Source organism: Endozoicomonas elysicola (assembly GCF_000710775.1).
GTDB lineage: Bacteria > Pseudomonadota > Gammaproteobacteria > Pseudomonadales > Endozoicomonadaceae > Endozoicomonas > Endozoicomonas elysicola.
Genome location: NZ_JOJP01000001.1, coordinates 1 through 14981 on the forward strand (window position 1 = coordinate 1; position 14981 = coordinate 14981).

Consider the following 14981-nt stretch of genomic DNA (forward strand, 5'->3'; position numbering starts at 1 on the left):
ATGTTCTGGAGAGTATCGGTTTCGCCGAACTGGTCGGTGGCAGTACCTGTGGACAAATCAATGACAAGGTCTTCGCCAACTGCAGCAGCACTGTAGTCCGCGGTATCACCATCGGTCTCACCGCCTTCACCACCGTTCAGAGTATCGGCACCGTCACCACCCACCAGGGTGTCATCACCGGCTTCACCCAGCAGTTCATTTATATTGGCATCACCGGTCAGGCTGTCATCACCCGTGGTCCCGGTCAGGTTCTCGATGTTCTGAAGGATGTCGCTGCCACCTTCACTGTCCGTTGCTGTTCCAGCGGACAGGTCGGCGGTTACACCATTGGTACCATCAATGAAGTCAACCGTATCACCACCAGGACCATGAGTTCCCCCGTCCAGAGTGTCATTACCCAAACCACCAATGAGAGTATCGTCACCGCCACCACCGGTGAGCTCATTGCCAATAGTGGTACTATCAGTTCCCGTTAAAGTGTCATCCCCGCTGCCACCAATAGCATTCTCGATACTGATGAGCGAGTCATTACCACCACTTCCATCATTTCCGGTGCCATTTTTCAGGTTCACCGTAACATCAAGGGAAACACCGTCATAAGTGACTGTGTCAATGTCAGCACCACCATTTATGGTATCGCTGCCAATTCCACCAGCAAGGATGTCGTTACCTGCATCCCCCTGTAGATTATCCGCCCCAGCACCACCGCTCAGCGTGTCATTACCACCATCCCCCGTCAGCACATTGTCAGCACTGTTACCGGTTAATGTGTCGCCATACCCTGAAGTACCGGTGAGATTTTCAATATTTCGAAGAGTATCGGTTTCAGTACCACCCGCATCCGTTGCGGTGCCATCACCTCCATCCACCAGTGTGGCAATCACACCTCGACCATAACCTAAATAGGTTGCAGTATCGGTATTGGCTCCCCCATCAAGAATGTCATCACCTGCAGCACCATAAAGCAGGTCATTCCCATCTCCGCCTTCCAATGTGTTGGCATCTGCAGAACCACGGATATCATCGTTACCCCGACTACCAGTGACATTTTCAATGCCAGTCAGGGTATCTTCACCACCATCACCATCATTTGAAGCACGACCTGCAGCCAGATCCACCGTAATCGCATTACTAGCATCACTGTAATCAGCATAATCACCAGTACCAGCGCCACCATCAAGGGTGTCGTCTCCTGCTCTGCCGGCAAGGATATCGTCGCCACCCTCCCCTCTGAGCTCGTTATCAAAAACATCACCGGTAATATCATCATTACCACTACCACCGGTAATATTTTCAATGCCATAGAGGAAGTCCCGATCCCCAAAACCATCATCACTGGCCAGCTGGCTCCCCAGGTCAACGGTTACATTGCCAGTGGCTTGAGAATATGTGACGGTATCACTACCTTGACTGGGAGGGTTGGTGCCTGCGGACTCGGTTTCACCATAGAAAGTATCATCACCAGCACCACCACTGATGGTGTCGTCACCGGTATTACCACTGAGAATATTGTTGTCCGCATTACCAATGAGAATATCGTTGTTACTACCACCGGTAGCGTTTTCAATGTCGATGAGTGTATCGATTCCAGAGTCGATACCATTTGTGTTTGTCAGTGAACCATCAAGAGCGACTGTAACAACACCAGTACTGCCAGAATAATCAACCGTATCTCCCCGGGTCTCGTTACCTTCTCCTCCATTGAGCGTGTTACTCCCGCCAAGTCCACGGAGGGTATCGTCACCAGACCCACCAAGCAGCTGGTTATCGGCACTGTTACCATAGAGAGTGTCATTACCACTGCCTGCGGTGACGTTCTCGATACTGGTTAATGTATCACTGCCACTGAGCAGGCTGCTTGCAGTCCCTGCAGCAAGGTCTGCAGCAAGGTCTGTAGAGTCGGAACTATAAATGGCCGTATCACCATTGGTTTCGCCGGTAGTTCCGCCATTTAAAGTATCGTTACCACTTCCCCCAGTCAGCTGGTCATCTCCTGATCCACCCAACAGTGAATCAGCACCATCTGCACCAATGAGGACATCATTACCATCATTACCGGTCAGGGTATTGTTGTCGGCATTACCCGTCAGCTGGTCTCCCGCAGAGCCACCAATAACATTCTCGATTCCGGAAATCGTGTCCTGCGTACCAAAACCATCATTGGCAACATTACCGCTGGTCAGATCGACCTGCAGTGAAATGGATGCGGAGCTGTAATCTGCAGTATCACCATTGGTTTCATCACCTTCCCCACCAAAAAGCTGATCTGCTCCAGCACCACCAATGAGAGTGTCGTCACCATCATCACCATACAGAGCATCAACACCACCACCACCGGACAGCTGATCATCTCCAGCATTGCCCCGTAAGACATTGCCTTCTGAACCGGTATCTGCGGCGGTAATCACATCATCACCGGAACCACCGGTTACATTCTCAATACTGGTCAGGGTATCGGTATTGTTAAACCCATCATTGGTTGCTGTGTCATTTTCAAGGTCAACAGCAATGGCTCCTGAAACTCCCGAATAATCGACGGTATCGCTTTCAGCGCCTGCTCCACCATTGATGATGTCACTGCCATCACCACCGATAAATGTGTCAGTTCCATCTCCACCCTGAAGGATGTTATTTGAAGCATTTCCTATCAGAACATCATTACCTGTAGAACCTGTTGCATGCTCAAGATTCTGAAGACTATCTGTGCCTCCCTCACCGTCCAGCGCGGTATTGGCACCAATACCGTAAGAAGCGGTGTAGTCTGTTCCAGAAAGGTTGACCTTTACATCAGAAGTCGCGTTGCTGTAATCAACTGTATCTCCAGAGGAACCATCATTACCGCCATCAAGGGTGTCATTCCCTCCACGCCCTTCAATAACATCATCACCATCCCCACCTCTGATGACATTGTCTGCCGCGGTACCCCGAAGTTCATCATTGCCGAAACCACCGGATACATTTTCAATGGAAACCAGTGTGTCCTGACCAGTTGCTGTGATTACAGGGTTAGAAGTGTCATTGAGATCAACTGTGATATCTCCGGTTTCACCGGCATAGCTCACAGTATCACTGCCCGTACCACCATCCAGGGTATTTGTACCGCCACCACCACCGAGGACATCATCACCATCAAGGCCGAAAATCTCGTTATCGGAAGCATCCCCCAGCAGAGTATCCCCCTGGGCAGAGAGGTTTGTACCTTCCAGGTTTTCTATAGAGCTGATGGTATCGGTTCCACCAAGGCCATCATTGGAAATACGCCCATCGCTTAGATCAACACTGACCGCATTACTCAGAGCAGCAAAGCTGACGGTATCAACTCCATCACCACCCCGGAGGTCATCATTACCGGCACCTCCATCGAGAGTATCGTCACCATCTCCGCCTTCAAGGATGTCGTTTCCGGCACCACCAGACAAAGTGTCATTTTCGGTTCCGCCCTGAAGTGTATCCTGCCCCTCACCACCACTGAGCGTGTCGTTACCTCGGCCACTGATCAGAACATTATTGAGGTCGTTACCGATCAAAGTATCATTGCCATGATCAGTAGTAATATTCTCAAAACCGGTAACCGTATCTGTACCAGTAAAAAGCCCCCCTCCGTAACTTTTATTGACTGTTACTGGGCCAGAGCCATCAGGAGAAGCACTCAAGTCAACAGTAATATCATCAGGCGTATCATTTGGACCGGTAACATTCCCTACCATGTCCAACGTATCAATACCGGCTCCACCATTCAGAGTATCATTACCAAAGCCACCGTGAATGGTGTCGTTATCTGCACCACCATTAATAACATCGTCGCCCTGATTACCATTAAGCTCATCGTTACCAGCACCGCCGTTGATGGTATCAATTCCATCTCCACCAAAGATGTCGTCATCGCCACCCAGACCATTTAAGACATTAGCGCCAAGGTCTCCAAAAATCTGGTCGTCACCCTCAGTTCCGGTTGCATTTTCGATGTTACTGAGAGTGTCTACATCACCAGTACTTGTGGTAGCGCTGCCAGTGGTAAGATTGAGGATGACAAAACCACTTTCATCACTGTAATCAATTGTGTCCGTATCAGCGCCACCATCAATATCGTCGGAGCCAGTCCCACCTTTCAGGGTATCTGTTCCAGCGCCACCAGATAGTGTATCCGCATCATCGCCACCATCCAGGAGGTCATTACCATCTCCTCCATTGAGCGTATCAAGGCCAACGCCCCCTAAAAGCTGATCATCACCACTCAACCCAGTCAGTGTGTCATCACCCGTTAAGCCTGTGAGTGTATTGGCACCAGTATCGCTTGTATCTACATATTCACTGCCGATGATAGTGTCGTCATGGGAAGTCCCTACAACATTCTCAAAATTACTGATCGTATCAGCAGTACCATAACCATCATTTGCAACAGTACCTGCTCTGAGATCAACGGAAACTCCACTGTCAGGGCTATAAGTAGTGCCTTGATACTCAAAGCTGTACTGAATGGTGTCTGAGCCAGCCCCACCATCAAGCTGATCGTTACCTGAACCACCGGAAACAAAGTCATCCCCTCCAGCAGCATTAACAATGTCATCACCGACACCTGCGTGGATAGTATCTCCCTGATCTCCGGTAATAATCTGATCATCCGTAGGGCTGGTGTCGAGAACCAGTGGATTCAGTCCTGTTGAGGTCAGTACAAGTTCATCAGGGGTATCAGCATCCCTACGAACAACTGGTATTCCATAGTCATTTGAGGTTCCATCGTTGAAAACAACTTTGAAAGAAAGGTCAACAATCTGACTGTCAGACTGTGAGGGAAAGGTAAGAACAAAATTGGTCAAACTGGGCAGTAACCAGCTGCCTTCGCCCTGATCAGCACCACCAGCTACGCTCCAGCCATCGGGTATATTTTCAACATAAATCGCTGCAATATCGGTGATATTGGCATCATTTTGAAGAACAAGTTCTTTACTGTTTAAAGAGTTACTGAAAAGTGCCGGATCATCCCCATATATCTCCAAGCCATTGTTTTTATTAAGAGAATTATCTGGATCTTCGCCGTTTTCACCTTCACCAGCACCACCAAAATATTCGGCACCCAAGTGAATTTCCGGATCAGCCTGAGTCACAGAGGGACTATTACCACCACCACCAACAACAAGCTGTCCAGCTACTTTAGAGCCTACATTGGTAACAGAAACGGAAAACGAAATATCAATATTAGAGTCAGCAAGAGAAGGTGCGACATCCTCTTCATTTGAAGAGGCTGATGAGGTGCTTGTCGATACTTGCACCTCTTCTGCATCACCATCTCTGGGCTCAACTTCTTCTACAGGCTTTTGCTTAAATTCTTCTTCGTTTTTCTTTATTTCTTTTGTGGACTTTGATTGTTTTTTGGAATCGCCTTCGCTGTAAGCCTGCTTTTGCTGCTCGGTTGAATCCTCTTCAGATTCTTCTGATTCTCCCTCCTCCCCTTTGAGCGTATTTACCGGAACCCCTTCAGACTCAGCAAAGTTAGCCTTTGCAATAAAATCATCACCACTAACAACGGTTCCATCAGCAAATTTAAACTCAATAGCTTTCTCTGTTGCAGTCATTACGCCTGCAAGTAGCAGCGTTACTTCAATTCCACCAGGAAAAACAAGGACAAAGTCAGGCCCTCTGACCTCCATTTGAATGTCATCTGGATTGACATCAAGCAGATACTGAGTATCACCTGAGGCAGTCTTAACTACCGATTTTGATAATGCGTCATAACTAACTTTTTCTACTTTTTTGTTATTATTTTCAGTACTTTCCTCTGAACTTCCAGCGGCTTGCGACTGCTGATCACCACTGGCGCCGTTCTCTTCGGCCATGGCAACTTCCCTGTATATTCTTTTTCACTAATTGCAAAGAAAAGGAATAACCTATCAATATTGATTAATTATTGATCTTTTAATTATCGATAATTCCCGCCGGCACTATTAAATAGAAAAACTCCCTTTTAAACTACAGGCATCTTAATAAGGTATAGTTATTCAAGGCCATTAATTCAAAGAATAAAAATAAGTGCATTCTCCAAAACATGATTCATAATTAAAAAATATTTTTAATAATTATTATTAATAAATTAGTGTAAAAAAATCATGCCCAATCGATCTCCTTCCTGGGGGGAGCCCGCTCCCTGGTTTCATGCTCACACGGTTTACAATCCTCGTTTTGCCTTTTCAAGTGTTGCGGGACGCTTTGTTGGACTAGTTTTTCTGGGTAACTGTTCAGCACCGCCGACTATAAAATTCCAAGAAGCAATTAAAAATTCAAAATTAATTACTAATGATAATAAAAGTGTCCGCTTTGCTGTTTCACTGAACGACAAAGATCTTAATAATTCGCTCACACTATCCGCATTTCCGAAACAGCGCATATTTCACGATAAAGATGGCAGTATTTCCAGAGAATACGGAGCACTGGGTTATGATCATGCCTCACAGAAAGAAACCTTCTCCCCATACTGGCTAATCCTCGACCCAACCTTACGCGTTTATGCTAAAGGCGGCATTGACCAACCTGAAGCGTTTATCAAAGTCATGCAGAGCTTACCTGAGCCTGCACGCCATGTTTCTCCAAGTATCGACCTCTGGGCTCCAGTGCTACTGGTACCACGAGTACTGGAAACCGAACTCTGCGAGACCCTTATCCACTATTACCAGGAAGGACAGGCAGAACCCTCAGGTTTTATGCGTACGGTAGATGGGAAAACGCTTGAACTCAGAGATAATAAGGTTAAACGTCGTACCGATGTTAATATTGATGATGAAACGCTACAAATTGCACTACGACAAAGAATTAAGTCCCGGCTGGTTCCAGAAATTGCCAGAGCTTTCCAGTTTCAGGCTACACGCATAGAACGCTATATTGTGGCCTGCTATGACGAAAACAATGCGGGCTTCTTCAAGGAGCACAGAGACAACACGACTAAAGGCACTGCTCACCGCCGATTTGCAATAAGCATTAACTTGAACAGTGACGATTACGATGGTGGGGAGCTCTGGTTTCCCGAGTATGGAATTCGAAAATATAAACCACCCACGGGTGGTGCAATTGTTTTTTCCTGCTCATTGATGCATGCAGCAACCCCTGTGACCAGAGGAACGCGCTATGTGACTCTTCCTTTTCTCTATGATGATGCGGCAGCAAAAATACGGGAAGCCAATAACCGTTTTCTAGGGGATGGTGTCGAGCCTTACCAGTGTGATGAGTAAAACTATTTGTGTTGCTCATATCTATACGACATAAGAAGACTGAATAGCTAACTCCCAGACACAAAAAAGCCCCAGACAATGCTGAGGCTTTTTTGTGCCTGATTTCTCAGGACTTTCGTATGGTGCCGGCACCAAGAGTCGAACTCGGGACCCACTGATTACAAGTCAGTTGCTCTACCAACTGAGCTATACCGGCAAGGAACGTGGTGAATAATATTTATGCTGGATGTGTTTGTCAACTTCCATATGCAGCCTAATCCTTATTTTATGTCAGGTACTCTCGAAACCCGCTATTCTGACCTGCTATTACGCACACATAATCCAAATGACCACCAACGACTTTCGCAGTCGTAAACCAGCCTGCCTCGCTCCCCGTGCTGCATATCCAGCAGTTTCAAGGCATATTCCGGAGGCATACCTGGAGCAGCTTTGGCCTGTAGTTTCTCTAAAGGTACCGGGTAATCTGCCCAGTCCAGAGGCGCACGCCAACCTGGAGGGGGCACCAGCTGGGAGCGACGCCCATTGACAGGATAAAGCGACTGCCACTGGCGCATCTGACTGGAAAGTTCAGCTACTATCTCAGGATGCTGATCTGCCAGATTATTGTATTCATAGGGGTCTTCAGAGATTTTGAACAGATGATTTATGACGGTCGTTGTGATCTGCTCCTGATCAACCACCTGAACCAGCTTCCATTCATCATTAAAGAGGGTCAGGTTGAAGTGACCGTATATCGGCGTCTCAGAAGCGAAAAATACATACTCATCCCTGGGAGCTTCTTCACCTTCGATAATGGATGGCCATAAGCTGCGGCCATCCAGCGCTCTTGTATTTCCGGTTTTAATCCCGGCAGCTTCAGCCAATGTTGGAAAAACATCCATTATCGTCATGATCTGATCCATCTTCTTTCCGGATGGAATCTTTTCTGGCCAGCGAATCACTGAAACAACACGAATACCACCTTCAAATGCATCCCCCTTACCACCCCGCAGAGGCGCATTATTGGCACCACCAACACTATAAGCGGCTCCCCCATTATCGCTGAAAAACATCACAATGGTGTTATCAGCAATGTCCTCGTCTTCAAGGCTCTTCAGTACTTTTCCTATAGCCTGATCCATTCCGTCAACAACAGCGGCATACATGGGTCGAGCACTGGGCTGAAGCAGCAGCTTTGAGATCGTCCGGGTATTATCGGTATCCGGACTTCGTGCTGGCGGTAGATCGGTATTGATGTCTTTGTATTTGTCCTGCAGTGCTTGCGGTGCACTCAATGGGGTATGAGGAGCAATAAATGGCATATAAACAAAGAAAGGCTTCTCCTTATCTCTTTCTTTAATGTAGCGCGACACCTCATCCGCCAGAAGGAAAGTCTCATAGTTCTCCTCACCAAGGGCATCATCTGGAATGGACTGACCATTAACCTGAAAGTCTCGCCCATTTTGACTCGCAAACGGTGGATAGTAGCCAACCTCACTGTGCAGGTGGCCATAGAAGTGCTCGAACCCCCGATCATTGGGATGGTAACTCTGCTGAGCATGACCAAGATGCCACTTGCCAACCATTGCCGTTTGATAACCGGCATTCAGAAAACTCTCCGGGAGAAAATGCTCATCAGGATGAATGCCTGCCGTATCCCAGGGCATGAAGACCCCGTAAGCCACACCCAAACGCATGGGGTTTCGGCCAGTCATCAGCGCGGCACGAGTTGGCGAACAGATAGGTGTCGTATAAAAACGACTTAACTCCATACCTTCTTCAGCCAGGCTATCCAGCGAGGGCGTATCAATGTCACCACCATGAAAGCCAACATCTGCCCAGCCAAGATCATCCGCCACCATAACGATGACATTGGGTCTTTCATCGGCGATGGATGATAATGAGAGCAGTGATGACATAAGCAATGGAAGCCATCTGTTGGCATGATTCTTTGATGTTTTTCTTTTCATATCAGACTTCCGCTGCCGTTTTTATAGCAACTTTCTTATGCTTTTCTTGTTTATTCTTTTCTGACAAAGCAGCACCGTGCTTCCCGGCTCTTCGGCCAAAGAAGCTTGCCTCACCGAGGCAGGTACCACTTGAGTAACCCGCACCATCCTGAGCAATATTTGAGGCACAGGCTCCTGCCGCATAAAGCCCGGGAACAGGCTGGCTATTTTCATCCAGCACCTGACCATCAATAGAAACCTTTAAGCCCCCAAGGGTAAAGCCTACATAGATGGACTGATTGAAACTGCACTGAATGGCAGCAAAAGGAGGCTCAACAATGGGCTGAAGCCAGTCTGAGTGTTTGTGAAACTCAGGATCTTCACCCTGTTTCGCAAAGTCATTATAACTGGTCAGGGTTTTCTGCAGTTCCCCTCTGGGGAGTTTGAGATCTTGCTCCATCTCTTCGACCGTTTCCCAAGCATCGACTAGCTCCTGCATACCAAACAATGGTCGGCCAAAAATAGCATTATCACAAATCAGCCAGGCCTTTCCCTCTGCCTGCTTTAAACAGGCATCTGTCGTACGTGAGTGATAGCAATCTTCATTGATGAATCGATTGCCATGCTTATTGACGAGAATACCTTTGATTAAACTTTCCGGAGGATAAAAGGGAGAAGTAATCAGAGCTCCATCCATATGGGCAGTAACACCGCCTACCGATACTCCTAACTGGATACCCGTACCATCATCATTAGGGTTACCCTGTTTCATTACCCCTTCTTCAGCCAGCCGGGGACAATGCTCTCTGAGCATTTCAGAGCTCATGGTAAATCCGCCGGCAGCAAGAATGACCGCCTTATTCGCTCTGACGAAGTAAGACTGTCCAAATTGAGAATAGTGGACGCCGACCACTCGACCGCTAAGGTTGATAACAAGCTGCTTCACTGCTGCATTATATTGAAAGCGCACACCTGACTTTTCAGCGGTCTCAAGCAGCTTTTTCATGGCAAGGTTGCCACCACCACTCCCTTCTATAGCCACCTTATGACCACGAGGTGCCGGCCTGGCCTTTTCACTGACAGGCCAGGCTTTTTCATTGCCCGACCATATCAGGCACTCATCCGTCGGCTGCTCAACATGCTTCTGTTGATAGAAACCATCATTAAAGGGGACGCCCTGCTTCTCCAGCCAGGTAAAGTGATCAACGCTTTGTTCACAATAGAGTCGGATTTTCTCAACATCCGGATCTGGTGTATTGGCCATAAGATAATTGAACATATCTTCAATACTGTCTTCTATATCATTAGCTAACTGTGGTCGCGTACCTCCACCAAGATAGAAATGACCAGCTGCGATTGTCGTTGTGCCATTTATACCGCTCCCCTTCTCCAGCACCAGCACACTGGCGCCGGACTCACAACCACCCAATGCTGTAGAAGCCCCTGCTATACCAAAACCAACAATGACAAGGTCAGCACTATCCTGCCATTCAGAAACCTCTGGCTCTCGAATAGGAGAAAACTCTTTACCATCCATGTCTATTCCTTATAGCGAGATGAGTCGATATGGGTTGCTACCATCCCAACTTGCAGCCTCTCTGGCACAAAACTCATAGCCAGAAACAAAACTGTCATTAACCTCCATCAGTTCAATAACCGTATTACCCAGCCAGGGAGCATTCAGATAGTAAAATCGTTGCAGTGGTGTCTTGCATAAGCCGACTTCAACAAGCCCTGCATTTCTGGCCTTTTCCAAAGCCAGTTCTATATCAGGCGCAAAAAAAGCAATTTGGTGAAAAACCTGTTTCTCATCGGAATGAAGAAAAAAGTCACTATAGGGAGAGGGTACGTTATTAGTTTGCTGAATAAGCTCTATCTGCACACCATTCTGGAAAGCAAGCCCAACATCCATTCGAACTTCATAGGCCTTTCCATTGACTTCAGTTTCAAGAGGAACATTGCGATAGCCCCACCAAGGCCCGACACCCATCACGTCATGCCACTGACTCATGGCATGGTCGAGATCCTTCACCAAAAAGCCCCACTGTCGTACTGGGCCAAACAGATTTTCTGCAATCATTGTGAGCCTATTATTATTGTTTAACCAACTGGCCGATCGAAATTACGAGCAAAAAATGTCTCAATTCGTGATTAGTGTGACATCACAATGACACAATTTGCAAATAATGTGACAATAAAGGCAATAACCCCATGGGAAGACGTTATTGATGGCAAACAAAACACCCGAGCGTATTCTGAATGCAGCCAAACGCTGCTATCAACAAACAGGCATACTGAAAACATCCATGGAGGAAATTGCACTAGAAGCTGAAATCAGTCGAAGAACTCTATACAGGCACTTCTCCAGCCACCATGAAATACTCAGTTATGTGATTCAAGAGGCTGCGAGAGAGTTTCTGGATGACATGTCTCAAGCGCTCAGACAGACCCAGAGTTTTGATGACTTCTTTATTGAGGCACTACTGTATAGCATTGAAAGAGGCCCTGAAGTCTCATCCCACTCATTTCTATTCGGGCAAGACATTCTTCCCATTATGAATGATCTGTACCTTTGTTCTGAAAATTTCAGGGTATTTTCCATCAGATTCTGGGAAAAAGAGTTTTTAAAGCGTTACAGTCAGAATCCAGCTCATCTGGATATGGAGATAACCTCTGAGCTGTTTAACAGGATAGTCCTTAGCTATCTTGCAACACCAAGCCCTTTGTATAAAAGTAGAACTGAGTTACAAAAGCTATTCTCGGCAACAGTAAAACCTGTTTTGGGCAATCAAATATCAGGCCATATTAAATAATGATGGAAAGGCCAACCGATACATCTATAAGGAATACTGCAAACTACACAACAGAGTTATTTTCCTGGAAGTTTCGGGAATTCAATCCATAAAACAGCGCATTACCAGCAACACTACTGGTAAATATATTAAGTAAAACAACCAGAATATTTACATAATTATCGACCATCACAGGGTCAGAGATAACCGTTCGTAAGCCTTCCACTTCAAGTGCAGCAAGATCAGCAATAATCGCCTCTTTTGATACCACAATATCCAAAGATACAACGGCTCCAAAGAGAATTAATGTGCCACTGATTGCAATGTAGTGCCATTTTAGGCAGGCCCTGGACAGGGTTGTCAGCAATAACAACAACAGAATCGAGTAACCTATAAAACCAAAAGCTGGAAACCAACGGTAAATTTCAAACTGCAGGGACAGAACACCCAAAATAAAAAACAATGACACAGAGATTAGCCATAAAAACAAAAAGCTGCGATTTAAGGCCGATTCCATAACAATATATCCCCACCCGATAACTTTTCGTGATATATCGGCTAATGATGGGACAAGCTTAAAATCGTTTTGATTCAATTATTTGTAGCGCTCAGCCACTGAAAAAAAACTGTTACGGCCTATTCACTAGCACATCAAGAAGGGGAATATGACAAAATATTAAACGACAGTTACAAACTGGATATACAAGTACTCAGGCAACTAAATATTCCAAACCCATTTAGAGCATTGTGTACTGCACAGAGATACAAGGGATCTGACAAATTATTGTATGACGGGGAGGTGAAAGGCAGCGCAAACAAATGTATAGGACTTAACCGTCAATACAAACAAAAACAGACCCTCCCTGGATCTGTCCTTATGACTCCCTGTAGATAACTTCATCCTGAAGTTTAGGCATCCTGCCCGAAGAGTCTCCCTGCTTTCCCTTTATCCATCATCCCGAATGGTCTAGGACATCCTGCCCACTGGCTCCCTGCCAAAATACATCCCTGATGTGCCAGCCGTTTGCCTCCATGGCTTCGTTTGACTTCCTGTCTCAGCTGACGATTACCATGTTGCGGTTTTTACGTATTCTTTGCAGTCGGGAAAAAACCATTGTTCGTGTGAGATATTCGCCATAGATGACACTCGCCTTTTAAATGACGACTTGATAAAAGCACAAAAGAATTAAGAAAGAAGCATCAGAAGTTGAGGAGAAAATGACACATACAAAAAAGCCAGACTATAAAGTCTGGCTTTTTTGTGAGAATTGGTGCCCAGGAGAAGACTCGAACTTCCACGCCCTTTCGGACACTAGCACCTGAAGCTAGCGCGTCTACCAATTCCGCCACCTGGGCATAGCTGAAAGCATTGTTGATTTTAATGACAAGACAGAAATCATTTGATTTGGTGCCCAGGAGAAGACTCGAACTTCCACGCCCTTTCGGACACTAGCACCTGAAGCTAGCGCGTCTACCAATTCCGCCACCTGGGCCTTGTCACCGCCGTCCAACAACTCAGCGATGCGGCGCATAATAGAGATCAGCCGATAGACTGTCAACCTCTTAAAATAAGTTTAACTAAGGTTCAGGGAATACACTGATACTTGATTCGGTTATTCACATAGCCAAAGAAACCATGGATATTAACAAACCCAATCCATGGCCATTATTTTGTACTTTCCAGAAGTGAAACAATAGAAATGATTACCCTGAATAATTATCTCGCAAGGAAGCATCAGCCTTTCATAGCGGAAGTCATGGTTTGAAACCACATCATTTTGCTGAGATCACCTGTCGCGACGATATTCTGCTCCTGAACACCTCGCATAAATGCTTCCTGTGAATTCTTAGCCGTTAAAATCTCAAAACCTTTGGAAGCAGAAGCAAAGGATAGTTCGAATGTTGGGTCTGTAATGGCACCGGATACCGGATACACTTGCTCATCTTTCACAATATAATGACGTGCAACACCATCCTTACTGCTCAACTGAAAAGTCAGATCCTGACCTTCGAGTGTTTTTCGGAAAGTCTGGCTCTTCCGGCTGGCTCGTTTCATCATGAAACCAAGTGCCCATAACAACAATCTGAACTTCAAAATACAGCCCCCTCTGGTTTGCAGGTTTATCTAAAAAATCAGTCTAAGAACATAAAAAGAAAACATCTTCCCAGCGCACTGCCTTAATCAGGCTGAACAATAGGAAAATGTTTTCTGGGAAGTGTGTGCAAGCAATACATAAATACGCAGAGATAGCCTGAGTCAGGCTATCCACAAATAGACATCTGTAGTCAAATTGCTACAGAAGGCCGAGCATGAACTTAGTTAACAGCGTCTTTTAACGCTTTACCAGGCTTGAAAGCGACCGTTTTACTGGCCTTAATTTGAATAGTTTCACCGGTTTGAGGGTTTTTACCGGTACGAGCTGCCCGGCTCCGCTGCTCAAAAGTACCAAAGCCTACCAGGTTTACCGTGTCTTCTGATTGCAAAGCACCAGTAATCGCTTCCAGTACAGCATTCAGAGCTTGTGTTGCTTTGTCTTTGGTGATGTCCGCTTCATCAGCAATAACATTGACCAGATCAGGTTTACGCATAGTGAATACACTCCGTTTTGTTTTTCTTGTTTCTTCCCTTGAATCAAGGGTTTTTTCCCTTCCTGAGCAAGGACAACACAAGCTCTTGGCTTCAGGCGTATGGCTCACAGACAAAAACAGACTAAAACACCACCGCCTTCAGGGCAATAGTCTGGAACAATAGATTCAGGTATTTTTCCCTGAAACCGACTATTTTTCCCAGTTAGCTGACCTCCAGCATTTCAAAATCAGCCTTGCCTGTACCACAGTCAGGGCAAAGCCAATCCTCTGGGACATCCTCCCAGGCAGTTCCGGCGGGTATGCCATCTTCAGGCCATCCGGCAGACTCATCATAAACAAAACCACAGATAATACACTGCCATTTTTTCATCATTCTCTCCGGCTCATACCTTCTGAAAACTGTTTATTTCTGGTATGTCTTGTGCTTAAAAAGATGTCTCAGGAGCTCAACA

The 14981-nt window shown here is 46.3% G+C and carries 10 protein-coding genes and 3 tRNA genes; 2 read left to right on the forward strand and 11 right to left on the reverse strand.

Annotated elements, in window-relative coordinates; translation table 11 throughout:
• On the reverse strand, positions 1-5834 hold a 5834-nt coding region (locus GV64_RS26050), incomplete at its 3' end, for a beta strand repeat-containing protein (RefSeq protein ID WP_034843827.1).
• A gap of 270 nt (positions 5835-6104) precedes the next feature.
• Between GV64_RS26050 and GV64_RS00010 the strand changes: the two genes are divergently transcribed.
• Positions 6105-7220 (forward strand): 2OG-Fe(II) oxygenase family protein, encoded by a 1116-nt coding sequence (locus GV64_RS00010; RefSeq protein WP_020583218.1) that lies wholly within the window; start codon positions 6105-6107, stop codon positions 7218-7220.
• Between the two features lie 120 nt (positions 7221-7340).
• Here GV64_RS00010 and GV64_RS00015 read toward each other — a convergent pair.
• The 4 genes from GV64_RS00015 to GV64_RS00030 all read right to left on the reverse strand — a co-directional run bounded on the left by GV64_RS00015 (position 7341) and on the right by GV64_RS00030 (position 11228).
• Positions 7341-7416: transfer RNA gene (locus tag GV64_RS00015), tRNA-Thr, on the reverse strand.
• A gap of 94 nt (positions 7417-7510) precedes the next feature.
• Positions 7511-9169, reverse strand: a complete 1659-nt coding sequence (locus tag GV64_RS00020; RefSeq protein ID WP_020583219.1) for a sulfatase-like hydrolase/transferase — start codon at positions 9167-9169, stop codon at positions 7511-7513.
• Between the two features lies 1 nt (position 9170).
• Positions 9171-10685 carry an FAD-binding protein gene (locus GV64_RS00025; RefSeq protein WP_020583220.1) on the reverse strand — a complete coding sequence of 505 codons (1515 nt, stop codon included), beginning with the start codon at positions 10683-10685 and terminating at the stop codon, positions 9171-9173.
• Positions 10686-10694: 9 nt separating this feature from the next.
• On the reverse strand, positions 10695-11228 hold the full coding sequence (locus tag GV64_RS00030; RefSeq protein ID WP_020583221.1) for a VOC family protein: 534 nt from the start codon (positions 11226-11228) through the stop codon (positions 10695-10697).
• Positions 11229-11376: 148 nt separating this feature from the next.
• Here GV64_RS00030 and GV64_RS23470 point away from each other — a divergent pair, with 148 nt between their 5' ends.
• Entirely contained in the window at positions 11377-11961 is a 585-nt protein-coding gene (locus tag GV64_RS23470; RefSeq protein ID WP_020583222.1) for a TetR/AcrR family transcriptional regulator, read from the forward strand.
• A 43-nt stretch (positions 11962-12004) separates the two neighbouring features.
• On the opposite strand, the gene GV64_RS00040 is transcribed toward GV64_RS23470, so the two are convergent.
• The 6 genes from GV64_RS00040 to GV64_RS00065 form a co-directional block, all read right to left on the reverse strand.
• Positions 12005-12457, reverse strand: coding sequence for a hypothetical protein (locus GV64_RS00040; protein WP_020583223.1), 453 nt, complete (start codon positions 12455-12457; stop codon positions 12005-12007).
• A 752-nt stretch (positions 12458-13209) separates the two neighbouring features.
• Positions 13210-13296, reverse strand: a tRNA-Leu gene (locus GV64_RS00045).
• 50 nt (positions 13297-13346) lie between these two features.
• Positions 13347-13433, reverse strand: a tRNA-Leu gene (locus GV64_RS00050).
• Positions 13434-13675: 242 nt separating this feature from the next.
• Complete coding sequence (locus GV64_RS00055) at positions 13676-14035, reverse strand: hypothetical protein (protein WP_026258263.1); 360 nt, start codon at positions 14033-14035, stop codon at positions 13676-13678.
• A 221-nt stretch (positions 14036-14256) separates the two neighbouring features.
• Positions 14257-14529 carry an HU family DNA-binding protein gene (locus tag GV64_RS00060; RefSeq protein ID WP_020582599.1) on the reverse strand — a complete coding sequence of 91 codons (273 nt, stop codon included), beginning with the start codon at positions 14527-14529 and terminating at the stop codon, positions 14257-14259.
• A 202-nt stretch (positions 14530-14731) separates the two neighbouring features.
• Positions 14732-14899: a rubredoxin gene (locus tag GV64_RS00065; protein WP_026258262.1), complete on the reverse strand. Its 168-nt coding sequence runs from the start codon at positions 14897-14899 to the stop codon at positions 14732-14734.
• Positions 14900-14981 lie beyond the last annotated feature (82 nt).